This window comes from Trinickia sp. EG282A (genome assembly GCF_040965455.1).
Classification (GTDB): domain Bacteria; phylum Pseudomonadota; class Gammaproteobacteria; order Burkholderiales; family Burkholderiaceae; genus Trinickia; species Trinickia symbiotica.
On record NZ_JBFRCC010000003.1, the window covers coordinates 420,627 to 446,090 of the forward strand.

The 25,464-nt window shown below is 63.5% G+C and carries 21 protein-coding genes and 1 pseudogene; 12 read left to right on the plus strand and 10 right to left on the minus strand.

The window, feature by feature from the left end; translation table 11 throughout:
• Positions 1-92: 92 nt before the first annotated feature.
• Entirely contained in the window at positions 93-938 is an 846-nt protein-coding gene (locus tag AB4Y31_RS16415) for a sulfotransferase (RefSeq protein ID WP_368674821.1), read from the minus strand.
• Positions 939-1,226: 288 nt separating this feature from the next.
• Here AB4Y31_RS16415 and AB4Y31_RS16420 point away from each other — a divergent pair, with 288 nt between their 5' ends.
• Both AB4Y31_RS16420 and AB4Y31_RS16425 read left to right on the plus strand, forming a co-directional pair.
• Positions 1,227-2,810 (plus strand): DHA2 family efflux MFS transporter permease subunit, encoded by a 1,584-nt coding sequence (locus tag AB4Y31_RS16420; protein ID WP_368674822.1) that lies wholly within the window; start codon positions 1,227-1,229, stop codon positions 2,808-2,810.
• Between the two features lie 303 nt (positions 2,811-3,113).
• Positions 3,114-4,319 (plus strand): hypothetical protein, encoded by a 1,206-nt coding sequence (locus AB4Y31_RS16425; RefSeq protein ID WP_368674823.1) that lies wholly within the window; start codon positions 3,114-3,116, stop codon positions 4,317-4,319.
• Between the two features lie 98 nt (positions 4,320-4,417).
• Here AB4Y31_RS16425 and AB4Y31_RS16430 read toward each other — a convergent pair.
• Positions 4,418-4,840, minus strand: a pseudogene (locus tag AB4Y31_RS16430) (ComEA family DNA-binding protein); the annotation flags it as partial.
• Positions 4,841-5,071: 231 nt separating this feature from the next.
• On the opposite strand from AB4Y31_RS16430, the gene AB4Y31_RS16435 reads away from it, so the two are divergent.
• On the plus strand, positions 5,072-5,668 hold the full coding sequence (locus AB4Y31_RS16435) for a nitroreductase family protein (RefSeq protein ID WP_368674824.1): 597 nt from the start codon (positions 5,072-5,074) through the stop codon (positions 5,666-5,668).
• 31 nt (positions 5,669-5,699) lie between these two features.
• On the opposite strand, the gene AB4Y31_RS16440 is transcribed toward AB4Y31_RS16435, so the two are convergent.
• The 3 genes from AB4Y31_RS16440 to AB4Y31_RS16450 all read right to left on the minus strand — a co-directional run bounded on the left by AB4Y31_RS16440 (position 5,700) and on the right by AB4Y31_RS16450 (position 9,304).
• The gene (locus AB4Y31_RS16440) at positions 5,700-6,434 is read right to left on the minus strand and encodes a TetR/AcrR family transcriptional regulator (protein WP_368674825.1); all 735 of its coding nucleotides are present in this window, start codon (positions 6,432-6,434) and stop codon (positions 5,700-5,702) included.
• Positions 6,435-6,571: 137 nt separating this feature from the next.
• The gene (locus tag AB4Y31_RS16445; RefSeq protein ID WP_368674826.1) at positions 6,572-8,125 is read right to left on the minus strand and encodes a carotenoid oxygenase family protein; all 1,554 of its coding nucleotides are present in this window, start codon (positions 8,123-8,125) and stop codon (positions 6,572-6,574) included.
• 144 nt (positions 8,126-8,269) lie between these two features.
• Positions 8,270-9,304: a LacI family DNA-binding transcriptional regulator gene (locus AB4Y31_RS16450; protein WP_368674827.1), complete on the minus strand. Its 1,035-nt coding sequence runs from the start codon at positions 9,302-9,304 to the stop codon at positions 8,270-8,272.
• A gap of 286 nt (positions 9,305-9,590) precedes the next feature.
• Here AB4Y31_RS16450 and AB4Y31_RS16455 point away from each other — a divergent pair, with 286 nt between their 5' ends.
• Both AB4Y31_RS16455 and AB4Y31_RS16460 read left to right on the plus strand, forming a co-directional pair.
• Complete coding sequence (locus AB4Y31_RS16455; protein ID WP_368674828.1) at positions 9,591-10,832, plus strand: ABC transporter substrate-binding protein; 1,242 nt, start codon at positions 9,591-9,593, stop codon at positions 10,830-10,832.
• A 79-nt stretch (positions 10,833-10,911) separates the two neighbouring features.
• Positions 10,912-12,255: a sugar efflux transporter gene (locus AB4Y31_RS16460; protein ID WP_368674829.1), complete on the plus strand. Its 1,344-nt coding sequence runs from the start codon at positions 10,912-10,914 to the stop codon at positions 12,253-12,255.
• A gap of 25 nt (positions 12,256-12,280) precedes the next feature.
• On the opposite strand, the gene AB4Y31_RS16465 is transcribed toward AB4Y31_RS16460, so the two are convergent.
• Positions 12,281-13,270 carry a GlxA family transcriptional regulator gene (locus AB4Y31_RS16465; protein WP_368674830.1) on the minus strand — a complete coding sequence of 330 codons (990 nt, stop codon included), beginning with the start codon at positions 13,268-13,270 and terminating at the stop codon, positions 12,281-12,283.
• Positions 13,271-13,445: 175 nt separating this feature from the next.
• On the opposite strand from AB4Y31_RS16465, the gene AB4Y31_RS16470 reads away from it, so the two are divergent.
• The 3 genes from AB4Y31_RS16470 (at position 13,446) to AB4Y31_RS16480 (ending at position 18,022) form a co-directional block, all read left to right on the plus strand.
• Positions 13,446-14,132: a DJ-1/PfpI family protein gene (locus tag AB4Y31_RS16470; RefSeq protein ID WP_368674831.1), complete on the plus strand. Its 687-nt coding sequence runs from the start codon at positions 13,446-13,448 to the stop codon at positions 14,130-14,132.
• A 372-nt stretch (positions 14,133-14,504) separates the two neighbouring features.
• On the plus strand, positions 14,505-16,202 hold the full coding sequence (locus AB4Y31_RS16475; protein ID WP_368674832.1) for a porin: 1,698 nt from the start codon (positions 14,505-14,507) through the stop codon (positions 16,200-16,202).
• Between the two features lie 236 nt (positions 16,203-16,438).
• Complete coding sequence (locus tag AB4Y31_RS16480) at positions 16,439-18,022, plus strand: inorganic phosphate transporter (RefSeq protein WP_368674833.1); 1,584 nt, start codon at positions 16,439-16,441, stop codon at positions 18,020-18,022.
• 93 nt (positions 18,023-18,115) lie between these two features.
• On the opposite strand, the gene ppk2 is transcribed toward AB4Y31_RS16480, so the two are convergent.
• Positions 18,116-19,042 carry a polyphosphate kinase 2 gene (gene ppk2 / locus AB4Y31_RS16485; protein ID WP_368674834.1) on the minus strand — a complete coding sequence of 309 codons (927 nt, stop codon included), beginning with the start codon at positions 19,040-19,042 and terminating at the stop codon, positions 18,116-18,118.
• 190 nt (positions 19,043-19,232) lie between these two features.
• Complete coding sequence (locus AB4Y31_RS16490; RefSeq protein ID WP_368674835.1) at positions 19,233-19,661, minus strand: VOC family protein; 429 nt, start codon at positions 19,659-19,661, stop codon at positions 19,233-19,235.
• Between the two features lie 250 nt (positions 19,662-19,911).
• Between AB4Y31_RS16490 and AB4Y31_RS16495 the strand changes: the two genes are divergently transcribed.
• The gene (locus AB4Y31_RS16495; protein WP_368675308.1) at positions 19,912-21,000 is read left to right on the plus strand and encodes a patatin-like phospholipase family protein; all 1,089 of its coding nucleotides are present in this window, start codon (positions 19,912-19,914) and stop codon (positions 20,998-21,000) included.
• Between the two features lie 86 nt (positions 21,001-21,086).
• Here AB4Y31_RS16495 and AB4Y31_RS16500 read toward each other — a convergent pair whose 3' ends face one another.
• Positions 21,087-21,626 carry a carboxymuconolactone decarboxylase family protein gene (locus AB4Y31_RS16500; protein ID WP_368674836.1) on the minus strand — a complete coding sequence of 180 codons (540 nt, stop codon included), beginning with the start codon at positions 21,624-21,626 and terminating at the stop codon, positions 21,087-21,089.
• 114 nt (positions 21,627-21,740) lie between these two features.
• Between AB4Y31_RS16500 and AB4Y31_RS16505 the strand changes: the two genes are divergently transcribed.
• From AB4Y31_RS16505 to AB4Y31_RS16515, 3 genes are all read left to right on the plus strand, one after another.
• Positions 21,741-22,742, plus strand: a complete 1,002-nt coding sequence (locus AB4Y31_RS16505) for a cupin domain-containing protein (RefSeq protein ID WP_368674837.1) — start codon at positions 21,741-21,743, stop codon at positions 22,740-22,742.
• Positions 22,743-22,929: 187 nt separating this feature from the next.
• A complete protein-coding gene (locus AB4Y31_RS16510) occupies positions 22,930-23,958 on the plus strand; it encodes a catalase family peroxidase (protein ID WP_368675309.1) in 1,029 nt (342 codons plus the stop codon).
• A complete protein-coding gene (locus tag AB4Y31_RS16515; RefSeq protein ID WP_368674838.1) occupies positions 23,955-24,506 on the plus strand; it encodes a cytochrome b in 552 nt (183 codons plus the stop codon). Before AB4Y31_RS16510 ends, AB4Y31_RS16515 begins: the two co-directional genes overlap by 4 nt.
• 30 nt (positions 24,507-24,536) lie before the next feature.
• Here the strand turns inward: AB4Y31_RS16515 and AB4Y31_RS16520 are convergent, their stop codons facing one another.
• Positions 24,537-25,460, minus strand: a complete 924-nt coding sequence (locus AB4Y31_RS16520) for a LysR family transcriptional regulator (protein ID WP_368674839.1) — start codon at positions 25,458-25,460, stop codon at positions 24,537-24,539.
• Positions 25,461-25,464: the final 4 nt, after the last annotated feature.

Sequence of the window (25,464 nt, forward strand, 5' to 3'; positions counted from 1 at the left end):
AACCCCTCGCACGCGCCGCGGGAAGAACTGGTTTCCCACTAGTTGCCAGGCGTCGCGGGCGAAATGTTCAAATAGTGAGACGGCGCGCGAATCTAAAGCGCACCGAGGCCGGCTGCCGGTGGACGATCGAGCGGCCCCTTCGATGCATCGGCATAGCCCAAGTGAACGGCGCCCGGTCCCGCGAGCTGAAGAAGACGATCGTCGTCCCGATTGGCCGTTGGTATTGCGTAAAGGTCCGCGATATCGGTGATAGGCTCGCTGAACGGCGTCGGCAGCTCGCGCTGGCGCGCAAGGAAGTCGACGATTGGCGAAACATCGGCCAGATCGAGAAAATGCCCGATGCTCGTCGCTGTCGTTTGGGGGCTTTCGATCAAGTCCCTGTACGAAAACGTCAATGCCTGTCCGTCCGGCAACTCGCCGAAGAATTCGATGATTTCGGAAACGTATTGCGCCCAGACGCGCACGCCGTCTTCAACGGACCCGATCCAATGCTTTCGAACCATCGATTTCGCGACATGCGCGGGATGGCGATGGAGGTGAATGAAGCGTGCCTGCGGCAACGTCTCGCGAATGAGGCGCAAGCATGAGCCGGACATTGGCAGATGCGCGACGGCGCCGCTGCGCGCCGACAGTATCGTAGGGTCGGCGTAAGGCGGATGCTTGTCGCCCCAGATCGGCGTGCTGACGCCAAGCTCCTCGCGATAGAAGCGCTCGACCCACGCGCCGAGCGTACGGCGACTGAAATGCTCGAATCGCTGCAGATATGACGGCGTGAGCAAATCCGCTCGCCGACTGTCCACTTCCACCATCTGCTTCAAAAGCGCGAAGATCCGGCATTCGTTGGTCAAGTGAATAGACGGATGCACATTGAGCGTGGAGCACAGAAACGTCGTTCCCGATCTCGGCGCACCAATGATGAAAAGCGGGCAGGATTGCATCGTCGGCTCCGAGGCTCTCGCGAAAAAGGGGAGGTTCCGCCACGAATGAAGCATAGATGAAGCCAAGCGCGACGTCGAAGCGTTGTCGCGCGCAAAACTTAATTGCGCTCCGCGATGGGGGCAGTCCGCTTACATTAGGTTGTGCACAACCACCGCCACCCATCGGCGATCTAGTCGGAATTCGACGGGCCGTACCACTTCGTCTCGGCCCGAAAGTTGCTGACGCAACCAACGCCGCTGGCGCATTCGCGCGCGCCTGGCGAGTTTTTCTCGATGGAGAAGTCCCCGTTGAGCCAGCCCTCCACCGCACCGCCTGCTCCCACATCGGCGCCGCCTGCGCCTCCGCCGCCGATGCACGGAGGCCAGCTCGTGCTGGCGACCTTTGCCGTCGCGCTCGCCACCTTCATGAACGTGCTCGACACGTCGATCGCGAACGTCGCGATTCCGACGATCGCCGGCGACCTCGGCGTCTCCGTCGACGAGGGCACCTGGGTCATCACGGTCTTCGCCGCGGCCAACGCCGTGTCGATTCCGCTGACGGGCTGGCTGACGCAGCGGATCGGTCAGATCCGGCTCTTCGTCGGCGCGATTCTCATGTTCGTGCTCGCGTCGTGGCTCTGCGGCATTGCGCCGAATCTGATCGTGCTGCTCGGCGCGCGGGTGCTGCAAGGCGCCGTCGCGGGCCCGCTCATTCCGCTGTCGCAATCGATTCTGCTCGGCTCTTATCCGAAAGAAAAATCGTCGATGGCGCTCTCGCTCTGGGCGATGACGGCAACGGTCGGTCCGATCGCCGGACCCGCGCTCGGCGGCTGGATCACGGACAGCTATAGCTGGTCATGGATCTTCTTCATCAACATACCCGTCGGCCTGTTCGCCGCCGGCGCCACGTGGATGCTCTATCGCCATCGGGAAACGCCAGTCCGCAAGCCGCCGATCGATGTCGTCGGGCTGGCTTTGCTGATCGCATGGGTCGCGCCGCTGCAGATCATGCTCGACAAAGGGAAGGACCTCGACTGGTTCGCCTCGCCCGTGATCGTCACGCTGGCTATCACGGCACTGGTCGCCTTCGCATTCTTCCTCGTATGGGAACTCACCGAGCGGGACCCGGTGATCGACCTGCGCCTTTTCGGCCAGCGCAATTTTCTCGGCGGCACGATCGCGATCTCCGTCGCCTATGCCGTCTTCTTCGGCAACCTCGTGCTGCTGCCGCAGTGGATGCAGGAGTACCTGAACTACCGCTCCGTCGATGCAGGCCTCGTCACCGCGCCGCTCGGCGTGTTCGCCGTCGTGCTGGCGCCGATCATGGGCCGGGTCCTGCCGCGCACGGACGCGCGGATGATCGCGACGCTCGCCTTCATCGGCTTCGCGGTCGTGTTTTTCATGCGCTCGAAATATGTCATCGAGGTCGACACGTTCCATCTCGTTCTGCCGACGCTGCTGCAAGGCATTCCGATGGCGCTCTTCTTCGTGCCGCTCACCGCGATCATTCTCGCGGGCCAGCCGCCGCATCGCATCCCGGCCGCGGCCGGGTTGTCGAATTTCGTGCGCGTCTTCTGCGGCGCCATCGGCACCTCGATCGCGACCAACGAATGGAATAACCGCACCGTGCTCCACCACGTGCGACTGACCGAGGTCGCCAACGCGGACAACCCCGTTTTTCGTCAGCAGATGCAATCGACGCAATCGGTGCTGCACATCGGCAATCCGTCGGCGAACGCGCTGTTCGATTTCACGGTCAATACGCAAGCCGCGATGATGGGATTGAACGACATCTTCTACATCTCTGCGGTCATCTTCGTGGTCATCATTCCGCTCATCTGGATCACGCGCCCCGTCAAGGGCGGCAAATCGGATGCGGGCGGGGCGCATTGACCCCGTGAAACTTTTTCCAAGTCGTGCCCGCGCGCGCCGAATAGCGGCCATTGCCAGCGAATCGGCGCGCAGCGGCTAAGTTTTGACCGATGCGCGCTGCCTGGAACGACCCGCGGCGGTTGACGCTCGCGGGCTGCTGGCCGATATTGGCCACGTTGTTCGATTCGATTCCGATCGTCATAACGATCAGGCGACTTGTCTGCTGAATCGAGCCCGTACATGTGCTCGCGCACCGCGTGTCATGCACATCGTCCACCTCCGACGCATCGTTCGCGTCTTTCAGAGACAGGGGATAACTCAACGATGAGCGATCAAACCGCTCGCGGCCCGGCCATTGGGGGCTCCACGTTTGGTGGCCCCACTTTTCCGACGACCTGCGCACGCTGCGGCGGCAGGTTATCGGGGCCGGTTTCATTCTGCCCGCATTGCGGCACACCCGCGCGGCTCGCGTTCGGCGAACGCACGCCGCCGACGAGGCAGGATGCGGTCCGCTCACCGGGGCCGCCGCCGAACGGCACGGCCGGAACGCGGGCCGGCGCCTCGCGCGCCGAAATGCTCTGGCCGTCCCGGCCCACGCCGTTGTTCGCCTCCGCCGACAGCGACCCTTACGGCGACGCGCAGGCACCGTCAGCCGAGAGAGCAGGCTCGGTTCGGTGGGGCATCGACCGCTGGGGCAGCACCATTCGCCGCGCCATCCATCGCTGGACTGCTACCCATCGCAGGACCGCTAGCCACCACTGGGCTGCTATTCATCGCTCCGCTGCTATTTATCGGTCGGCTGCTATTCATCGGTGGGCTGCTATCGGTCGCTCGAGCGACAGTCCTCGCTGGAGCGACAGTCGCTGGGGCATCAAGCGAGGCACCGCGCTGACGCTGCTGGCATTCTTCGCTCTGTTTGGAGGAACGGTGCTATTGCACCGGTACGACGACGCCGAGACTCGCGAGCAGCAGCAGCTGCAGACATCGGTGCAAGGCACGGTGAAGACGACTGGGACGGAAGACACCCATGACGCGTCCACGGCGTCGCGACAATCGGCGATCGCCCGCGGCGCGGGCCCAGTGAAAGGTGCGGCTGCCGTCAAAGGCACCGGTACAGATGCGGCGCAGCGCCCGGCGACTGCGTCGACGACCGCACCGACCTCCGCCAATATCGCGCGCGAAACGAATCGCGCACCGCAAGCTGTCGCGGCACCCGCCATGCCGCAAGCGGCACCGCCGGCGCGCATCACGCAGCAAGCCGCCGAGCCGGCGCCATCTCTCTCGAGGAAGGAAAGCTCGGCGACGAGCGGCAAGTACAGCGCCAAAAATCAGAGGCTGATGTCGCTCGCGCTCGCGCGAGCTCATAACGGATTCGAGAAAAACGACCTGCGCATGGCGCGCTCGGGCGTCTATTGGGCGCTGTCGCTGCAGCCCGACAACAGCGAAGCACTGTCGCTGAAGCAGGAATTGCTCGCACGGGAACGGGGGCATGTCGCCGCGTCGAAGGCCTTCGATAGCGGCGAAGAATGATCGAAAAGCCGCACGAACGCCAGACGCGCCCGTGCGTGCGGTTCGACGGCGGGCAAGCGGGCCGCACCGCCGCTTGCCTCTGCTTGCGCCGCTGGCTAGGCTCCCGACGCAGCCGCGGCCGAAGCGGCCTTGCCCTTCTTGGACTTTTTCTTCCCCGTGGCCGGAGCCGCCGGGGACGAAGCGGCTGTCGCGGGCGCCGTTGCAGCGGGCGCGGCGCCTTTGGCCGATGTCGTCTTGCCGCTCGGCGGTTTCGCGGAGCCGTTGATCGTCAGGCCCGCCGCTTCCAGTTTGAGCACTGACTTCGGTCCGATGCCCTTTACGCGGTTGGCGAGGTCGTCCGCATCCTTGAACGGACCGTTCTTCGTGCGCTCGTCGATGATCGCCTTCGCGTGGACGGGTCCTATCCCCTTGACCGATTCAAGCGCGGCCTGATCGGCGGTATTGACTTCGACCGCCGAGGCGAACGCGGCGCACAGCGACAGAGTGAGGGCAACGAACAACATTATTAGCTTTTTCATCATGGCAATCGCTCCGTTAGACGTTAACCCGGTGCATTACGATATTGTTGCGTTCGCAGGATAGCTCAGTTTCGTGACCGGAGAAAATCGCCGCTATTGCGAAAAGCAAATGACAATGTCCTATAACGTTGCGTATCCTTTTTCGATGTAAAGTCACGTAGCTGCCGCGCGCTGCGCCGCGCGATGGCCGCACGCTTCATCGCCATGTCCTGAACCTTTACCATCGACACCTCTATGACGACATCGAATTCGCGCACAGCGGACCATGCGATCGACCGGCAGTTTCTCGATCGTTGGTCGCCTCGCGCGTTCACACCCGACCTCATCCCCGAATCGACGCTGCTGACTTTTCTCGAGGCGGCGCGTTGGGCGCCCTCCTCGTACAACTCGCAGCCGTGGCGCTTCGTCTACGCTCGGCGCGACACGGAGCACTGGACGCGCTTTTTAGGATTCCTCAACGAATTCAACCGTAGCTGGGCGCAACATGCGGCCGCGATCGTGATCGTCCTGTCGAAGCGCACGTTCACGCCGCCGGGCGCCACGGAAGAACGGCCGGCGCCGTCACATTCATTCGATACCGGCGCCGCATGGGGCTACTTCGCCCTGCAGGCGAGCCTGTCAGGCTGGAAAGCGCACGGACTCGCCGGCATCGAGCGCGAGAAGATCCGCGCCGAGCTCGCCATTCCCGAAGGCTATGCCATCGAGGCCGGCGTCGCCCTCGGCCGGCCCGGCGACAAGGCAACGCTGCCCGAAGCGCTGCAGGCGCGGGAAGTGCCGAGCTCGCGAAACCCGCTCCCCGCCATCGCGAGCGAAGGCCGATTCGTCGCCTGACGAGAGCGCAACACGCGCGGCTTGGCTGAGTTCAGCGTCGGCGGGCGGTGCGAGTCGGTGCCCGCTCGTCGCGCTCGGTCAGCAAGCCGTTCAGCAACATATCGGTCTGCACGCGGATCAGCTCGTCCAACGGCTCCCATGGGAAGTGCGGGCGCGGCCGCGCGATCAGAATCGCGACGAGCCCGTGAATCGACGCCCACAGTGCCTGCGCGACCAATAGCGGCGGCCCGAGATCGGCGCGCACGACACCGGCCTCGATGGCCTGCTCGATTCGCTTCGTCAGCTGCATGAACACCGGCACGCCGACGCGCGTGCCCTCGCCGATCTCGTCGCTCTCGTCGGGTTGCTCGGCGTTGTAGGGCTTGCGGTAAGCCTTGATCACCATGAAGGCAAGCCGGTATTCGTCGGGATGGCTGAGCCCGAACGCGACATAACCGGTGACGCAACGGCGCATCCAGTCGCGCTCGTCGGTCGCGGTCCGATCGCACTCGGCGAGCGCCTGCGCGAGCTCGCCGAACGCGTCGCGAATCAACTGGCCGAAGATGTCGTCCTTGGTCTTGTAGTACGCAAAGAGCGCCGTCTGCGAGATTCCCACGCGTTCGGCGATCTTGCGCGTCGAGACGTTTTCGAACCCGTGCTCGAGGAAAAGCGCCTTTGCCGCGGCGAGAATCTCTCCGAGCCTCTCGTGGCCCGATCCCCGCGCTTTGCGATTCGCGAGCGAAATCGTATAGGTCTTGGCCGTCGTTCCGGTCTTCCTGGTCGGCATCTGATCTGTTATCGCGTCGAGGCATCGTGAATGAAGCCTCAACGATACGGCAAATCACCGCTTGCGCACAAAGTGCATCGATGCGCAGGCCGTCGAAACGGCAACGGCCGCGCTCTCGCCGCGCGGCGGGCGAGTGCTCAAGTTTGCGTCGCGTCCCACCAGCCGTGGAAGCTGAACGGCAGTGCATGGTGGAGCCGGACCTTCGCGAGCGGACCGTCGGCAAGCGCGTTCGCGTCGAACACGGCAATGAAGCTCGTGCCGCTGGCGCCTTCGAGCACTTCGGCGAGCAGCCACCCCGTATCGTGTTCGCCGTCGCCGCGCGCGGCCGGGTCGGGCGCGAAGACCGGCTCGCCGACGTAATACCCGCTGCCGAAGTGGAACGCCTGCTCGTTGCCCGACGTCACGTCGATCCGCGAGATACCGTCATGAAACCATCCTTGATCGGAGACGCGCGACGACGAAACATAACCATACCGATACGGCTGCCCGACACGGCGCTGTGGAACGAACGGAAATTCGTAGCGGCCGGTGAGGATGGTTTCGACTTGTGCTCGACGCGCCGCCAGGTCGATCGTCATGCGCCGCAGCGTGCCCGGCGATTTGGCGACACCCTCTCGGCCTTGCATGATTGCGCGAAAGCTCGCGTCGGGTCCGAGAAAATGATCGGGCGTGTCGTAGCCGACGAAGTCCGCGACGATCGTGTTTCCCGCCACGTGCGCGTTCAATGCATGCCACATCCACGACGCCGGGACATCGAGCACGAGCGGCGGCCTCGCACCGGTCGTATCGACGACGAACAGCATGCTGCCTTCTTCCGGTCGCCATTCAAGGCTCTCGGCAAACGTACGGGTGCCGATCAGCATCGGCAGCGGCGACAGCATCGCCGGTTGCAGATGGAACACCACATAGGGATCGGCCCAGAAGAAATCGTGAAAATACGCGCGACCACGGGGGCTCGCATAGGCAACATGCCGCGTCTGATGTCCGGCGCTGTTCTTCACGACGACATGCAGTTCGGGTTTGCGCTGACCTCGCTGCCCGACGAGCACCCAGTCGCCCGTTTTCGCGTCCGTTTTCGTGTGCGCCTTGTAGTTCACGGGCCCGGTCCCGGCTTCGCCTTCGTACGGATTGACTTCGCGCCCGGCGTCGAGCGTGCGCGGATCGATCGGATAGGGGCCGCCTACCTCGTCGAACGCATAGAGCACGCCGCCTTTGACCACCGGCGTGACACCCGCCTGGCTGCGGCTCGGGATGCAGGGGATGTTCGAAAAAAAGCCGGGCGCGGGTGTCGTCCACGTCGGGTAGAGAAACTCGCCCGCCGACTCCTCGGCCACATACTTCGTAGTCCGAACGAACCGATTGCGGAAGCGCGCGCCGCCATCGCTGAACCGCGTCGCGCGGATCATCCCGTCGCCATCGAGAATCGTCCGCTTGGTGAAGCCGTTTCGCGCGAACATGCCAGGACCGTTTCGGTACAGGGTCCCGGTCAGCCCGACAGGCAGCCGCCCTTGCACATCGGCCGGGTAGTCGTATTCCTTGTCCATCCCCTTGGCCAGTAACGTCAGCCATTTGCGGTCGGCCGGCAGCGGCGGCGCGCTGGATGCGTCGACCGTATCGGTCTCGCAATCGGCGAGCGCAATGGCGGCGACGCCGCCCGCGGCGGCTCGAATGAATTCACGACGCGTGAGCATGTCAGTGCCCTCCTTCTGCGACGTTTTCGCGGATCGAAGATCCCAGAAACGGGACTGGACGGCATGACATCGACCGTCTGCGTTCAACGATAACAGAGCACCGCTCACTTATCAATGAACGTTTTTGAGTGCCAGAACAATCGGCTAGCCTGCGGATTTGCGTCGCGCGACGGGCGCGGGCCCGGTTGATTCACGCACGACGAGCTCCGGCTCGCCAACGGTATAGACGCTCCGAGCGGGTGAACCGCCCTCGATCATCTCCAGCGTCAGCGCGATCGTTTGCGCGGCGATGCGCTGCGTGGGAAACCTGACCGTGGTCAAGGCCGGCCGGAACTGGTGGGCGAGATGAATGTCAGTCAACCCGACGACAGAAAGATCGTTCGGAACGCGCTTGCCAAGATCGGCGGCCGCCTGCATCGCGCCGATCGCCATCAAATCGTTGGTCGCGAAAAGCGATGTCAACGTCGGCCTCGCACGCAGCAGCGCACTCGCCGTTTCGTAGCCGCTTTCTATCGTATCCCGCGACTCCGCGACCGCGAGCGCTCGTTCCGGATGACCGCGTGCGGCGAGGGCCTGCGCGAAACCACCCAGCCGTCGCGACTGCGGCCCTCCCGACCCCACGCCCACGAGCGCGCCGAACTTCCTGTGCCCGAGTTCGGACAGATGCTCGGCGGCAAGCGCGCCGGCCGCCGCGAAATCGGCTGTCACGCAAGGCAGCGTGCGCGACGCCCTCACATGCTCCCACATGCAGAGCACCACCGCGGCGCCGTTGCGCGCCGTCTGGGCCAGCTCCCGCTCGCCCAGATCAGTGTTCATCACGATGACGCCCGCCGCGAGCGTGCCTGCGATCTGCCCGAGATAGGCCCGCGTAGTCGCCGGATCGTCGTCGGTATTGCAAACGAGCAGGAAGTAGCCGCGCTTGCGCGCTTCGCGCTCGGCCGCCAGCACGAATTCCGGGTAGAACGGATTGGTGACGTTCGAAAGCATCAGCGCCAGCGTCGAGGTACGGCCCGAGGCAAGGGCGCGCGCCGTCAAATTCGGGCGATAGCCGAGTTCCCGGATCGCGGCCATCACGCGCTCGAGCGTGGCCGGCTTGACCTTCTGCGGCTTGTGCAAGGCGTTCGATACTGTCGCGGCCGTTACCTTGGCCCGCCGCGCAACTTCGGCAAGCGTCACCATGACGGCCTCCGAGCGTCGGGGCCGTTCACGGTCGCCCGGGTGACCGGCAGCGTCAGCGGCGCCGCAAAACCATCGGCTCGGTGATTGCTCATTTGGTGGGACGATGTCTCAAAAGTTGCGCGTCATTGATCGCTGCGCTAATGTCGTGAGCCATCACTATCGATGGCGCAGCGTCATGGTACGTCCATGAGGGTGCTCGATGCCATAAGAATTTAAGCGCTTAAATCCGCCGCGCTGCAATGATCGGGCACGGCGCAGCATATAACGCCAAGTCAAGGAGACGGAGATGAGATTCGACGCACGCAGGCTCGTGCTCACCTGTATTGCCGCAGCGACGCTTTGCGCCGTGACCAGTGCCATTGCGGGCACGCTCACGGTCAACGTATCGGCGCGCGGCAGTCAACGCGCCACCTGGCAAAACCTGTTCGATCAGTTCAGGAAGGCGAACCCCGACATCGACCTGAAAGTCACGTATGTGGGCGAGGAAGCCTACAAAGTGCAGATCTCGGGGTGGCTTGCGACCGATCCGCCCGATGTGCTGAGCTGGCACAATGGGGAACGCATGGCCTATTTCGCCAAGCGCGGGCTGCTTCAGGACCTCAGCAGCGACTGGCAGAAAAACGGCTGGGACCAAACCTACGCATCGGTGAAGCAATCGTCGACGTGGGCCGGCAAGCAATACAGCGTGCCGCTTGGGACCGATGCCTACGGGTTCTTCTATCGCAAGGACCTGTTTGAGAAGGCCGGCATTTCGGGCGAGCCGACCACCTGGGATCAATTCCTCGACGACTGCAAGAAGCTGAAGGCTTCGGGCGTGGCGCCGATCGCCGTCGCCGCGCGTGACTCATGGACGCTGGCCGCCTGGTTCGACTATCTGGACCTGCGCATCAACGGCTACGCGTTCCATCAAAAGCTGATGGCCGGCGACGTACCCTACACCGATGCGCGCGTACGCAAAGTCTACGAGACGTGGAAAACCCTGATCGACGACAAGTACTTCATTGACAACGCGCTTTCGTACGACGTCGATTCGATCGGGCCGCTGCTCGTCAACGGCCAGGCCGCCACCATGCTGATGGGCACGTTCTTCTCCGCTGTGTTGCCGGAGGCGACGCGTGGCGAAATGGGTTATTTCCGCTTCCCCATCATCGATGCATCGGTGCCGGTTGCCGAAGACGGTCCCGTCAACGTGCTCGTCGTGCCCGCGAAGGCCAAGAACAAGGTCGACGCGCGACGCCTCCTCACCTTCATGGGCCAGCCCGAGATCAACGGCGAGCTCGCGAAAGGCTGGGGTCAACTGCCGTCGAACAACAAGGCACCCGAGCCGCAGGACCCGATTGCGAAGGTCGGTTTCCAGACTTTGTCGGGCACAACGGGAGGGATCGCCCAATTCTACGATCGTGATATGACGAAGGAAATGGCGGACGAAGGCATGAAGGCGATGCAGCGGTTCTTCTCCGATCCGACGCAGCTCGACGCAATCCTTCAACGCCTCGAGCAGACGCGCAAGCGCATCTACAAGAAGTAAGCAGCGTGCAGCGGCGAGCGGTTGTTACCATCGCGATAGACTTGGCCGCTTGTATAGTCGATTGAGCACATATCGATCAGTGCATTCTCAACTGAGCCGCCTCGCGCGGATTCCGCATTTCCCGTCGCTTGCGATCGCCACGCTGATGCTCGGCGTGGCGATGTCTTTTACCGCGCCGTACCTCTCGCTTTTCGGTGTCGAGGAAGCGTCGATGTCGCCGGTAAGGCTCGGTATCTTCATGACGCTCATTTCCGCGAGCGGCGTATTGGCCAGCACCGTCGCGGGCCGCTGGTCCGACCGCCGCGGCAGGCATCGCGCACCGCTCATTCTTTCCCTCGTGGCGGCGGCGCTGGGCTTTCTCTCCTTTTGCTTTCTGCGCGACTATGGGTTGCTGACCGCCAGCGGCGTGCTGCTGCTCGGCACAGGCGCGGCTTCGTTGTCGCAGGTGTTTTCGTTTGGACGCGCGGCCTTGCCTGTCGCGGACAACGCTGAGCGCGATTTCGCTTCCGCCGCGCTTCGCACGCTACTGTCGGTCGCATGGGTCTTCGGTCCTGCCGTCGGAGCGCTGATTCTCGCTCAGGCCGGCTTCAACGGTCTGTTCGGATTCGCCGCCGCCAGTTTCGCCGTGAGCGCGGCACTCGTCTCGCTTATCGTCGAGGCACCGTCCGGGCGCCACGGGGAGGCAGCGGCGAAGGCTGCCGACGCGGACGTTGGACCTGCATCGCAAGCCACGTCTCGTTCGAATGAACATCGACACGCAAGCCGCCGCGTTGCGCTGCCCACGTCCGACGAGGTTCCTCTCGGCCTGCTCTGGCGTGCACTTTTCGCATTGACGCTGATCGGACTCGCCGCCAGCGCGACGATGATCGTCCTGCCGCTCTATGTCGTTCATGCGCTCAAAGGCACGCGCTTTACGGTATCGGCAACGCTCGGGCTCGGTGCGTTCCTCGAGATTCCGATGATGCTGTGGCTCGGCGCCCGCTCGTTGAAGTTGAACAAGCTGGGCTGGTTGACGACGAGCGCGGCCGTTCAGGCAGGCTATTTCGTCGCGGTGGCGGCCGTTCGCGACCCGGTCGCCGTTATCCCGCTGCAGGCGCTCAGTGCGTACGTCGTCTCGGTCACATCGTGCCTCGGCATGACGTATGTGCAAGACCTGATGCCTCGCCAACCCGGCGCCGCGACCGCGCTCTTCTTCAATGCCTGGCGCGTCGGCTCGATCCTCTCGGGCGTGCTCTCGGGAACGATCATCGGCGCATTCGGATATCGGTCGGTATTCCTGATGTGCCTCGGCATCGCGCTCGTCGCATTCGTACTGCTCGCGATCGACGCGCTGCCCGCGATGCGCTCGCGCGCAACGAGCGTGCTATTGCGGCTCTTTCGGCTACGTGCCCGGCGGCGGGCGGCGTCGCGGCGCTCGAACTGAGCGCAGATTGATCGTCACTCGACCCTCACGCCGAAGGCGTCGATCCCCCCGCAAACCGCTCCCGATACACCTGCGGCGTCACGCTCAGCACGCGCATGAAGCTGCGCCGCATGGTTTCCTCGACGCCGAACCCGCAGCGGGCCGCGATGCGCTTTATCGGCCACGAGGTTTCGGCCAGCAACCGCTGCGCCGCCTCGACGCGAAATTGCTCGACGGCGCGCGCGGGCGTGCGGCCTGTTTCCGCACGATAGTGACGCATGAAGCTGCGCTCGCTCATGCCAATACGCTCGGCGAGCTCGGGAACCGACAGGTCCGCCGTCAGATGCTCGGCGATCCATGCATGCAATTCGCCAAAACGATCGCCCGCCTTTTGCATCGACAATGTCGCGCTGAACTGCGCCTGCCCGCCCGGGCGCTTCAAAAACACGACGAGCTCGCGAGCGACATCGAGCGCCATTGCGCGGCCGTGATCGTCTTCCACGAGCGCGAGCGCCAGGTCGATTCCCGCTGTGACGCCGGCCGACGTCCATACGTCCCCTTCGCGGATGAAAATCGGATCCGGCTCCACCCGCAGGCTCGGATAACGCCGTGCAAGCTCGTCGCAGTGGAACCAATGCGTCGCCACGCGGCGCCCATCGAGCAATCCCGCCTCCGCCAGCAAAAACGCTCCCGTGCATACGGAAGCGATACGCCTCGATCTCGCTGCCTGCCTGCGCACCCAATCGAGGAGCTTCGGCTCCTTGGACGCGGAATGGACACCTCGACCGCCAGCAATGATCAACGTGTCGGCCTGCCTGCCCGCCGATCGAAGCGAATCGGACATCAACGCAACGCCCGCTGATGTCGTCACGAGCCCTCCCTCGAACGAGACGACACGCGGCGCATACGGCCTCGCGAGCCCCTGTAGCACGGCAAGCTCGTTCGCTGACGCGAAGACCTGGAGCGGGCCCGTCACGTCGAGCAGTTGAGCGTTCGGGAACGCGAGAACGAGGATCGATCGCTTATCGGAATGCATGCTGACGCAGTGGCAGAAACTGTTGGCGATATGGCATTTCCGCCAAACACTACGCGCATAGAATCGATTTGTCCATCGATGGCCGGGCGCGCCAGCCGTCGTCGATGGCCCACCCTCGCTCGTCGGCCGCCACCGGCGGTTGACGATACTCCCCGCATCCCCATGAGGTATCGATATGGCATTGCAAATCGGCTTTCTCGTATTCCCGCGTGTTCAGCAACTCGACCTGACCGGGCCGCACGAAGTATTCGCTTCGTTGCCCGACGCAACGGTCCATCTGATCTGGAAAACGCTCGAGCCCGTCGTTTCGAGCAACGGCCTTGTCCTGACGCCAAACATGACATACGGCGATTGCCCGCCGCTCGACGTCATTTGCATTCCCGGCGGCAGCGGTGTCACGCCGCTGCTCGAAGACCGGGATACGATCGAATTCGTTCGCAAGCAGGCCGAGAGCGCCCGCTATGTCACGTCCGTCTGCACGGGCTCACTGCTGCTCGGAGCTGCGGGTTTGCTGCATGGCCGCCGCGCCACGACGCACTGGGTATCGCATGGTTTCCTCGAACCGTTGGGCGCCATTCCGGTGCATGGCCGAGTGGTTCAAGACGGGAATTTGATCACGGGAGGCGGCGTGACGGCCGGTATCGACTTCGCCTTGTCGGTCGCGGCCGAACTCGCGGGTCAGCAAGAAGCTCAGGCCATTCAGCTCGAGCTCGAATACGCGCCTGCACCGCCGTTCGATGCCGGGAGCCCACAGACAGCGCCGAGGTCGGTCGTGGACCTCGTCAAGCAGCAATCGGCGCAGGAGTTCGCCAAACGCGAGCGCATCGTCAGCCGGATTGCCACCACGCGTGCCGGCCAATAAGCACCAGCAGCAGGAACCGGGGCGCTCGCGAGAGACCGCGAAGCGCCTGCGCACCACAATGGAACAAGCGATCCGCACCATCACGGAGCATTTCGAAGTCCTAATAGATCCCATAAAAACGTTTGACTTTCCAAAATATTCCGTTCGTCCCAGACTGGCTGCCACGTCGTCGTAACAAATCGCAGGATCTCAATTCTTTATCCGAGCGAATTCTTCGCAATGCGAACGATTCGTATCCCTCGCATTCGCTCGCAAATAGCAAGCGAATGAAAACGTGCTCGGCCCTATGGGAGGCGTCGGTCATACCTGAATTAACCATCATTCATTTCAAATAACTTTCTATACCGTACAAGAGATACGGAGGAGACATCGATGAAATCGCGAAAAAGGCCGCTTTACGCGGCGTGCCGGCTATTACTTTTTGCAGCCGGGGGGACCGCCCTTTCAGGAACCGCGCTCGCCCAAGCTTTGCCCGCGACGAACGAGAATCAGGAAATCCAATTGTTGAAGCAACAAGTGGACATGCTGAGCAAGAAGCTCGATTCGCTCATGGCAAAGCAGCAGCAGCAACAACAGCAGCAGGCGGTGACGAGCAATCCGAAGTCGGCCGTAACGCCCGGCGCGACTTCCAATCCCGGCGAAGTGCACGCGTCGAATGTACCGCCCGAGCCGGCGCCGAATGTCTCCTCGTCGGGCTGGGGCGCGGGCATGCCGCCCAAGCTGAAGTCGTTGTTGTCGTTTCTTGGCGAGGTCGATTTCTATGGCAACCTCGACCTTTCCGTCGACTATGCGACGAAAGGCTTGGCGAGCTCGTACACGCTGCCGGACGGCACGGTCGTCTCTCCGAGAGGTCACATGGGATGGCAGCCCGACATTTCGTCGAATCTGTCGTACATCGGTGTGCGCGGTAAGCGTCCGTTCGGCTCGTCTTCCGATCTGTCGTTCGTTTATCAATTGGAAACGCAGCTCGACGTATCGGCGACCTCCGGCACGGCGAATTCCAATTCCGCGCAGGATTCGACCGTCAAAGGCGCTTTGACTTCGCGCAATAGCTATATCGGCATCGCTTCCGCGAGGTGGGGCGCAATCAAAGCTGGTAAAACGGATGCGCCCTACAAAACATCCACTGCGCGCATGAATCCGTTTACCGGAACGCTCGGCGATTACTCCGCGATAATGGGTAATACAGGCGGCGATAATCGAGTCGAATTCGGCACGCGTCTCGATCATGCGATCTGGTATGAATCGCCGAATTTCCATGGTTGGTCCTTCAACGCGCTCGTTTCGCCGGGACAAAACCGCGGGTACGAGAATTCGACGCAGGCCGCCGGCGAATCCGACTGCACGGGCGGCAATGTTCCAGGCAGCGGCGGCAACCCGGTGGCCTGTAACGATGGCAGCTACGGTTCAGCGTATAGCGCGAACCTCGCGTACGCGAATGGCCCGTTCTATTTCACCACTGCGTACGAGTTGCACCGCGACGTGAATCGTTCGAGCGACGTGACCGCGAGCCCCGCCGCGCTTGCGTCGCCGGACGGGACCGATCCGAACGACATCGGCAACGAGTGGGCGTTCAAGGTCGGCGCGCAATACAAGCTTCCGACCCACACGATCTTGAGCGGCATCTACGAGTGGATACGCAGGGAGGTGCCCGCCTACCTCGAGGTGCAAAACGAGCGCAGCAGAAATGGCTTCTGGCTTGCGATCACGCAGGAGTTCACGCCGAAGGACAGCGTGAGCATCGGCTGGGCGCATGCCGGCCGGACGCCGGGCGACCCGGGGCAACACAACACGCCGCCGCTGACCAATGCGCTCGGCACAGCCAACCCTGACAATGCCGCCAACATGTTTACGGCCATGTACAAGCATGCGGTCGACAAGCACACGACCGTCTACGCCGACTACGCGCTCGTGCTCAATCACCCGGCCGCGCACTACGCGATGGGCGCGGGCGGACGCAGCGTGACGATCGATTGTCACGATGGCAGCTCGATCTCGCAAGGCGCGCCGTTTTGCTTTGCGGGCGGCAGAGAGATGGGGGTCTCGGTCGGCCTCGACTATAAGTTCTGAGAACGCTTACCTCCTCCAAGCGACGCCAACCGCCCTACCTCCGCGAGATGCAATCCTCGCGGGGGTTTTGGCGGTTCCAGCCTACCAGCCTGCCGGCGCAGCATCGACCGGCCCGAACGCCAGCTGATTCCACCTTGCCAAGCGCTGGCTGGAAGTTTCGTCATCGTGCTGTCATCTTAACGACACACTCGCCACGCAGCATGGGTTCTCCCTGCGACTCAACTCGGAGAACCGGCATGCCGGAACTTTCGTATCCGCAGTCCACCGCCACCCCGGCGCGCCGCGGCCTCGGCCTTCTCGTCTTCCTGCTCGCCATCGCGCTCGGTCTCGCCTATTGCACGACCCGTCTCGTCACCGATTTGCAGCCCGTGCGACTGCCCTCGGCGCTGCCGTACGTGCTGCTCGGCGTGGCCCTCTTGATTGCGCTCGGCTTCGAGTTCGTGAATGGATTTCACGATACGGCGAATGCCGTGGCTACCGTCATCTATACGCATTCGCTCGCGCCGATCCCGGCGGTGATTTGGTCCGGGACCTGGAATTTCCTCGGCGTGTTGACATCGACCGGCGCAGTCGCGTTCGGCATCCTGCAACTGCTGCCTGTCGAGCTGATCTTGCAAGTCGGCAGCGGCGCGGGATTCTCGATGGTTTTCGCTCTGCTCATCGCGGCGATCATCTGGAACTTGGGCACCTGGTATCTGGGCCTACCCTCGTCGAGCTCGCACACGCTCGTCGGCTCGATCATCGGCGTCGGCCTCATGAATCAACTCATGCACGGGGCTTCCGGTACGAGCGGCGTCGATTGGGGCCAGGCGCTCGGCGTCGGAAAGTCGCTGCTCTTTTCGCCAATCGTCGGGTTTTTGCTCTCGGCGCTGCTGCTCGTCATCCTGAAGGGCATCGTCCGCGTGCCACAGCTCTACTCGGAACCCACCAGCAACGAGCCGCCGCCGTTCTGGATTCGCGCCTTGCTGATCCTGACCTGCACGGGCGTCTCGTTTGCGCACGGCTCGAACGACGGACAAAAAGGCATGGGCCTCATCATGCTGATTCTGATCGGCACAGTACCCACGGCCTATGCGCTGAACAAAGCGGTGACGCCCGCTCAAACGCAAACGTTCCTCGCCGTGGCGCAGCAAACATCGGCCGTGCTCTCGAAGTACACGAACGGCGTGCCGGCGCCGGCGGATGTGCGCGGTGGCGTCGAAGATTACGTACGGACCCGGCACTTGACGCCGACCACACTGCCCTCGCTGGAAGCGCTCGTCACGCGTATCGGCCAACAGGTCGGCAGTTCCGGAGCGATGGCCAATGTGCCGACAAACACTGTCAGCAACGCGCGCAACGATATGTACGTCGCCTCCGAGGCGATCCGGCTGATGGAAAAGGCGAAGCAACCGGCGTTTTCCGCGGACGATCTCCAGGCGGTCGACAACTTCAAGAAGCAGTTGGACGGCGCCACGAAGTTCATCCCGACCTGGGTCAAGGTTGCCGTTGCGATCGCGCTGGGGCTCGGCACGATGGTTGGGTGGAAGCGTATCGTCGTGACAGTCGGCGAAAAGATCGGCAAGCAGCATCTGACGTATGGGCAAGGCGCTTCGGCCGAAGTCGTCGCCATGCTCACGATCGGCGCGGCCGACGTTTATGGGCTGCCCGTCTCGACCACGCACGTGCTGTCGTCCGGCGTAGCGGGAACGATGGCCGCAAACGGCTCCGGTCTGCAATGGAGCACGGTACGCAGCCTCTTGCTCGCGTGGGTGCTCACGCTGCCCGCTTCGATTGCGCTCTCGGCCGGGCTCTACTGGGTGCTCAGACAAGTGGCTTGATCGAACGGTGCTCGAGGCCGGCATGCGTGGGCCTCGAGCACATCGTCGTCTATGCCGGCACCATCTCAGTAGAGCCCCGGTGCCGGCAACGGCTCAGTAAATCTCGGGCACGATCATCGACGCCGGCACCGGCTGGCGGATGTAATCCTCGTTGTGCACGCGCTCGGGCAGCGTGACGACCGGGTGCTCGACCTCGTGGTACGGCACCTGGCTCAACAGGTGGTGAATGCAGTTCAGGCGCGCGCGCTTCTTGTCGACCGCCTGCACGACCCACCAGGGCGCCTCGGGAATATGCGAGCGCTGCAGCATCACCTCTTTCGCCTGCGTATAGGCTTCCCAGCGGCGCCGGCTCTCGAGGTCCATCGGGCTCAGCTTCCATTGCTTGAGCGGATCGTGGATGCGCGCCTGGAAGCGGATCTCCTGCTCCTCGTCGGTGATCGAGAACCAGTATTTGAGGATCTGGATGCCGCTCCTCACGAGCATCTTTTCGAACTCGGGCACCGAGCGGAAGAATTCTTCGTACTCCTCATCGGTGCAAAAGCCCATGACGCGCTCGACGCCCGCACGGTTGTACCAGCTACGGTCGAACAGCACCATCTCACCGCCGGCGGGCAGGTGCGCGGAGTATCGTTGAAAGTACCATTGCGTGCGCTCGCGGTTGCTCGGCGCGGGCAGCGCGGCGACGCGGCACACGCGCGGGTTGAGCCGCTGCGTGATGCGCTTGATCGCACCGCCCTTGCCCGCCGCGTCGCGGCCTTCGAAGATCACCACGAGCCGATGGCCGGTCGCGACGATCCAGTCCTGCAGCTTCACCAGCTCGCCCTGCAGGCGGAAAAGCTCGCGGAAATAGTGCCTGCGGTCGCTGCGTGCCTCTGGAGTGAAAGCCGACGAACCATCGAGGAGGCGGTCGTCCACCTCCATTTCGAGTTCTTCGTCGTAGGCATCGACGAGATCTTCCTCGAAACGGCGCTGCCGCTCGGCGAAAAGCTCCGCGTCGGATTTCCTGTCCTCTTTGTCCATCGTATCCTCCAAGGCAACGGGTAGGCGCCAACGGCCGCCATGCTGGCGGCGCAAAGCTAGTGATTATCGTTACGCCTGGTGTCAACCGTATTACTGCGAGCGGGCGCGCTCCGCCTCCCGTCGACCGGCCGCCACGCCCTTTACAGCCATGCCGGGCGGACCCGCCGTTACGGCGGAGGCCGACGGCCGGCTAGCCAAGCGGTCTCGCAAAGCTGATTTCATGGCCGTCCGGATCGACGATATGAAAGTATCGCTCGCCCCACGGCGCGTCGAGCGGCGCGAACTCCGGCTCGAGCCCCGCGGCGAGCGCTTTGCGGTAAAGGCGATCCACGTCGGAGACGTAGACGATCACACGCCCCCACCATGCCGCCGGCGCGCGTGCGTCGGCGATCAGATTCAAAAACGTACCGCCGAATTCGAACGATGTGAAGGTTTCCGATGGCCCGCCATACTTGAGCGGGAAACCGAGCGCTTCATAAAAGCGCACTGCACGGGCCATGTCGTGCGTCGCAAGCGTCACCGCGCTCAGCGTCAGAATCTTGGGCTGCTGCGCCGCAGCCGCTGCATCGTCGTCTTTCGCCGCCGTGCCGACACGTCGGTTTCCCGCCTTGTTCGCCATCGTCAGCCTCCGAAAGCCCGGGCCGTCGAACAGTCTTCGAGCTACCCTGGGCAGCCGCACGCATCATGCCATGGCGATTCCGCACGCACGAACGAACGAAGCCTTTAATTCTTTGACTGCGACGCCGATTCCCGCTAAAAGATGATTGGTTGTCGCTGTTGCGTTCACGAGAGTGGAGCCCACGATGAGCAGGAGAATGCGGACCACGAGCCCCGAAGCGGCTTCGGACCACACCAGCGCCTGCGCGCCGATGCCCGGCCAGGTCGTGCTCGTCTTGCAGGGGGGCGGCGCGCTCGGCGCCTATCAGGCCGGCGTCTACCAAGCACTGCACGACGCGCGAATCGAGCCCGACTGGATCATCGGCACCTCGATCGGCGCGATAAACGGTGCTCTCATCGCGGGCAATCCATTCGAAGACCGGCTCACGCGGCTGCGGCAGTTCTGGGACGGTGTCTCCCAGCGCGGCATTTCAACGCCAGGCTGGCTGCCCGGCTTCGAAAACTGGTCGCGCGATCTCGCGATCGTCACGCAAGGCATCGCCTCGTTCTTCACGCCACGTCTTGACGTCTGGGCTGGCCTTCACCAGCGCGTCGGCGTCGAGCACGCCGCGTTTTACTCGACCGCGCCGTTGCGCGAAACCCTCACTTCGCTCGTCGATTTCACGTACCTAAACGAGCGAAAAACGAGGCTCACGGTAGGTGCCGTCAACGTCTGCAGCGGGCGCATGCATTACTTCACGAATCGCGACGCGCCCATGGATCCCGAACATGTCATGGCATCGGCGGCGTTCCCGCCCGGCTTCCCGTCGGTGCGGCTGGAAGGCGAGCCGTATTGGGACGGCGGCATCTATTCGAATACGCCGCTCGAGGCGGTGCTGGACGACAAGCCTCGACGCAGCTCCATCATTTTCGCGGTGCAGTTGTGGTCGACGGACGGCCCCGAGCCGGACTCGATCTGGCAGGTGCTGAGCCGTCAGCGGGACATCCAGTATGCGAGCCGCTCGGAAAGCCATCTCGCGCGGCAAAAGCAGATCCATCGGCTTCGGCACGTGATTCGCGAGCTCGGACGTCATATTCCCCAAGAGCAGCTCGAATCGCCCGAGGTGAAAGAGTTGCTCGGCTGGGGATGCAACACGACGATGCAAGTCGTCGAGCTCGACGCACCGCGGTCCGATGGAGACCTCAACAGGGACATCGATTTTTCGGCGAGCGGGATTGAGCAGCGCTGGAGCGCCGGCTACGAGGACACCAAGCAAATGCTCGAGCTCGCGCCCTGGCAAGAAGAGCCCGACCCGATGGAGGGAATATCGGTCTACCGAGCAAGCGCCGCGGTACGTTGACGGCGCTTGGTTAGTACTCCCAAAAGACTGCCATGATGAATAGAGCGTGAACGCGCTCATGATGCAGCGCGTTCACTCGTCGCCTATTACCGCACCGGCGGGAAATCCACGTCTGTATCGTTGATTCGATTGAACGTATTCGTGAATGTGATCAATGCAATGGCGAGCGAAATGTCGGCCAATTGTGTGTCGCTATAGCCCGCCGTGCGAATCGCATCGAAATCGGCCGCGCTAATCTCGCCGCGCGTGCCGACGAGCGTCCGCACAAAACGGACGAGTGCATCGCGCTTGGCGTCGCCGGTCGGCTCGCCGGCTCGAATTTGCTTGAGTACCTCGGGGCGCAGTCCGGCGAACTTACCCAGCATCGTGTGCGCGGCGACGCAGTAGCCACAGCCCGTCAGTTCGCTGACGGCGAGTTTGATCGTCTCGAGGTCTTGCTTGGAAAGACTTGCTCCCCCCAGCACGGCCTCGGCGTTGAGATAGGCGGACAATGTACCCGGTGCGACATGACCCAGCGTCGCGAAGGCGTTGGGCACGCTGCCGCCGGTGCCCTTCTTCACTTGTGCAAACACTTCAGCGGTAGCGCCTGTGGCGGAATCGATGGAGGGAACGGCGATGCGGCTCATGGTGGGACTCCTTCAAAGGTGGTTAGGAGCCCTCACTTTATGGGTGAGCGTTGAGCTTGCCGAGACTATGAGAGCTCAATAGAATGCTCGAAAGTCTCAACGCTGGAGAAGCGCGTGCGCCCTGGACCGGACTGGCTCAGCCGATTGCTGGAGATCGTCACGGTCACCGGCCAACTCGAGATTCGCTGCGCCTTCGGCGCGCCGTGGCGCGTCGTGTATGAAGAATCGGCCGCGCGGGAGATTCCCTATCACGTCATCGTAAACGGGTCCGCGCTCCTTGAAGATCCCGATTCGCGAACTTCACAGACGCTTTCATCGGGCGACATCCTGCTGCTGCCGCACGGCTCGGCTCACGTCTTGCACGACGGGAGCGCGCGGCCGCCGGCGCCCGTTCGCGTAACGGAAGGGGCCAATGTCATCGTCAACGAAAACACAGGATCGGGCGAGCGTCTCGACATGCTCTGCGGTCGCTTCTTCGTCGAACCGCCGCATGACAGGCTCGTTCGCGACTATCTGCCCACTACGTTGATCGTCCGTACGCCGAACGCGGTTCGTGACGCGGAGAACGCACCGGCTGCCGATCAGCTTGCCAGCCTCGTGCGAATGATGAGAGTCGAGGCCGTGGGAGAGAAGCTCGGCAGCCATGCGATGCTGAATGTGCTGTCGTCGGCCCTCTTCGCATTGACGCTGCGCGCGGCGAGCGAATTGCAGCAGACGCCGAAAGGGCTGCTGGCATTGGCTGGGCACCCACGCCTCGCGCCGGCCGTGACGGCGATGTTCGGCGATCCCGCGAAGCCCTGGACGTTGCCGGAACTGGCACAACTTTGCAATATGTCGCGCGCGACGTTCGCCCGTCACTTCGAGGACGCACTCGGGCGCTCGGCGCACGACCTGTTGACCGATATCAGGATGAGCTTGGCGGCCAACGCCCTGAAGCATCCCTCGATCACGACCGAAGCGGCCGCTGAACTCGCCGGCTTCCAATCGATCGCGGCTTTTCGGCGCAGCTTCGCGCAATGGATGGGCGTGACTCCGGGAGAATGGCGGCGTGCGGCACGGCGGTCAGGGGCGGCCGGCTCGGTTGTCGTTGAGGATGCGGGTGCACGTGCCGGCTAGGCGTCGTTCGCGCCGACGGCACGATCCGGCGGCCGCCAGCATCCGCGCGACATGAAATCCGCCGATTGCTGGAATAACCGACTTCCAACGGTGTTCTCCCCGAAAGAATCCCCATCAAGGAGCCCCCGTGACCGCACCTTTCTCCTCGCCGCCCGGACGCATCTGCGTGCCGTGCCGCCTCGCGGCGATCGGCGTCGTCGTCGCCCTGCTTGCGGGCGGCTTCGCCTATACGGCGGGCTGGCTGACGCCGTCGCGTCTCACGACGACCAAACTCATCGATACCTTCGAACGGAACGGCGGCCTGCATGCGGGCTTTCGCCGCAACCATGCCAAGGGCTTGTGCATCACGGGCTACTTCGAGAGCAACGGTCGCGCGAGCGTGTTCTCGAAAGCGGCCGTGTTCGCGCAGGGACGCACGCCTGTCATCGGACGCTTCGCGATTCCCGGCACCAATCCCGAGGCGCCCGATAACAGCGTGCCGATTCGCAGCATGGCGTTGCTCTTCACCGAGCAAGACGGCCAGCAATGGCGTACGGGGATGAACTCGGTGCCGCTCTTCCCCGTGCATACCCCAGCGCAGTTTTACCAGCAGCTCGTCGCTTCGCGTCCTGATCCCGCGACGGGCAAACCCGATCCGGCGAAGCTGAAGGCCTTCTACTCGGCCAACCCCGAAGCGCAAGCCTTCATGACCTGGATCAAGCAGCATCCACCTTCGTCGAGCTTCGCGAACGGCGCTTATTACAGCGTCAACGCGTTTTACCTCGTCGACGCGGCGGGAAAGCGCAATGCGGTGCGTTGGTCGATGCAACCGGAATTGCCCTATACCCCGTTGACCGCCACCGAAAAAGGCGAGTCGGCGTACCTCGCGTCCGAGCTGTACGACCGGCTGCGAACGGGCCCTCTGCGCTGGCACCTGATCCTGACACTAGCCGCGGCGGGCGATCCTGTCGACGATGCGACGAAGCCGTGGCCGGCCGATCGCCCGCAAGTCGACGCCGGCACGCTCGTGGTCGAACGCGCCTCATCGCAAGAGAGCGGCGCGTGCCGCGACGTCAACTTCGACCCGACGATCGTGCCGGCAGGCATCGAGCCGTCGAACGATCCGCTGCTCGCCGCGCGATCCGCCGCGTACGCCGTTTCCTATCAGCGACGCACGCACGAAGAAGCGCTGAATCCCGCGCTGCACAGCGACACGCACAAGGCCAATCCCTCATGAGCACCCACCGCCCTCATATCCACTTCAGCGTTTTGCAAAGGCTGCTTCATTGGCTGATGGCGGCCATGATTTTGTCGATGCTCTTCATCGGCATCGCGATGGTCACGACCGTTTCGAGAGCGCATGAGACGCTGATCGCCATCCATCGTCCGCTCGGCATCGCGCTTTTAGCACTCCTGATCGTTCGGACGTTCGTGCGCGTCACGCGCGGCAGCCCGCCGCTGCCTGACGATATGCCCGCCGCGCAGCGGTTCGCCGCCAAGGCTTCGCACCTCGTGCTCTACCTGCTCATGGCCGCGATGCCCTTGATCGGCTGGGGCATGCTGTCGGCAGGCGGATACCCCGTGACGATGTTCGGCGCGTTTCATCTGCCTCCAATTCTCCCGCATGACACGCGCCTCTATGCGCTGCTGCGCTCACTTCACACAGGGCTCGCGTTTGCCTTGTTCGCGACCGTCCTGCTGCATCTCGCCGCTGCACTGTTGCATGGCCTGATCCGCCGTGACGGGGTGTTCGCCAGCATGACTTGGGGACGTGGCCGAGCTTGACGTCGGCGCGGGCGTAGTCTGACAGTCGGACTACGCCTTTTTGCGAGCGACCGTGCGTGGACGACTGACCGTGTCGCCCAGCAACGAAGCGAATCTGTCCGCGAGCGTCGGCCGCGAGCGTTGCGGCCAGATCGCGCTCAGCTCGAACGGCGGCAAGTATTGCCCGTCGCGCACCTCGCACAGCCGCACGCCCGCGAACTGCAGCGCCTTCGTCGACTGCGGCAGAAGCGACGCGCCGCAGCCCGCCGCGACGCACGCAAGCACCGTCAAGGAGCGATTGGCGTCCTGGACGATGGCGGCTTCGCGGCCCGCCTTCCTGAAGGCGCTCAGTATCCCGGCGCGAATGCCGGGAAGCTGGTCTTGCGGAAACCAGACCAACCCGATGTCCGCAAGCTCGGCGAGGCTGACCTTGCCGTCGCCGGCCACCGGAAAAGATTCGTGAACGACGGCGAGAAGCGGCTCGCTCGCGATCAACTTTTCGTGCATCTTGCCGCCGACGGTCACCGGGGTATGGAGCAACCCAAGGTCGATCTCACCTTTTTCGAGCGCGCTTGCCTGCTCCGCGTTGCTCATTTCTCGCAGAGACAGCTTCACGTTCGGCGTGTCCTTGCGCAGGGCACCGATGGCGGCCGGCAGCACTTCGAAGAGCGCCGCCGAGACGAATCCGATCGCGAGCCTGCCGCCATGCTGCGTGCCGATATCGCGAGCACGCGTTTGCGCGGCCTCGATGCGCGAGACGCTGAGCCGGATATCGTCGACGATGGCCTCGCCCGCCGCCGTCAGGGTGGCCCCGCGGCGTGTGCGCTGAAACAGCTTCACGCCTAGTTCACGCTCCATCCTCGTGATCGCCTGGCTGAGCGCCGGCTGCGCGATCCCGAGCACTTCGGCCGCGCCCGTCACGCTGCCGGCATCGGCAACGGCCAGAAAGTAGCGAAGGTTCCGCGTGGATTCCATATCA

What these genes read in the sequence shown, in the direction of transcription:
- AB4Y31_RS16415 (WP_368674821.1), bottom strand. Translation starts at nt 938, where the DNA reads ATGCAATCCTGCCCGCTTTTCATCATTGGTGCGCCGAGATCGGGAACG.
- AB4Y31_RS16425 (WP_368674823.1), top strand. Translation starts at nt 3,114, where the DNA reads ATGAGCGATCAAACCGCTCGCGGCCCGGCCATTGGGGGCTCCACGTTT.
- AB4Y31_RS16435 (WP_368674824.1), top strand. Translation starts at nt 5,072, where the DNA reads ATGACGACATCGAATTCGCGCACAGCGGACCATGCGATCGACCGGCAG.
- AB4Y31_RS16440 (WP_368674825.1), bottom strand. Translation starts at nt 6,434, where the DNA reads ATGCCGACCAGGAAGACCGGAACGACGGCCAAGACCTATACGATTTCG.
- AB4Y31_RS16445 (WP_368674826.1), bottom strand. Translation starts at nt 8,125, where the DNA reads ATGCTCACGCGTCGTGAATTCATTCGAGCCGCCGCGGGCGGCGTCGCC.
- AB4Y31_RS16450 (WP_368674827.1), bottom strand. Translation starts at nt 9,304, where the DNA reads ATGGTGACGCTTGCCGAAGTTGCGCGGCGGGCCAAGGTAACGGCCGCG.
- AB4Y31_RS16455 (WP_368674828.1), top strand. Translation starts at nt 9,591, where the DNA reads ATGAGATTCGACGCACGCAGGCTCGTGCTCACCTGTATTGCCGCAGCG.
- AB4Y31_RS16465 (WP_368674830.1), bottom strand. Translation starts at nt 13,270, where the DNA reads ATGCATTCCGATAAGCGATCGATCCTCGTTCTCGCGTTCCCGAACGCT.
- AB4Y31_RS16470 (WP_368674831.1), top strand. Translation starts at nt 13,446, where the DNA reads ATGGCATTGCAAATCGGCTTTCTCGTATTCCCGCGTGTTCAGCAACTC.
- AB4Y31_RS16475 (WP_368674832.1), top strand. Translation starts at nt 14,505, where the DNA reads ATGAAATCGCGAAAAAGGCCGCTTTACGCGGCGTGCCGGCTATTACTT.
- AB4Y31_RS16480 (WP_368674833.1), top strand. Translation starts at nt 16,439, where the DNA reads ATGCCGGAACTTTCGTATCCGCAGTCCACCGCCACCCCGGCGCGCCGC.
- ppk2 (WP_368674834.1), bottom strand. Translation starts at nt 19,042, where the DNA reads ATGGACAAAGAGGACAGGAAATCCGACGCGGAGCTTTTCGCCGAGCGG.
- AB4Y31_RS16490 (WP_368674835.1), bottom strand. Translation starts at nt 19,661, where the DNA reads ATGGCGAACAAGGCGGGAAACCGACGTGTCGGCACGGCGGCGAAAGAC.
- AB4Y31_RS16495 (WP_368675308.1), top strand. Translation starts at nt 19,912, where the DNA reads ATGCCCGGCCAGGTCGTGCTCGTCTTGCAGGGGGGCGGCGCGCTCGGC.
- AB4Y31_RS16500 (WP_368674836.1), bottom strand. Translation starts at nt 21,626, where the DNA reads ATGAGCCGCATCGCCGTTCCCTCCATCGATTCCGCCACAGGCGCTACC.
- AB4Y31_RS16515 (WP_368674838.1), top strand. Translation starts at nt 23,955, where the DNA reads ATGAGCACCCACCGCCCTCATATCCACTTCAGCGTTTTGCAAAGGCTG.
- AB4Y31_RS16520 (WP_368674839.1), bottom strand. Translation starts at nt 25,460, where the DNA reads ATGGAATCCACGCGGAACCTTCGCTACTTTCTGGCCGTTGCCGATGCC.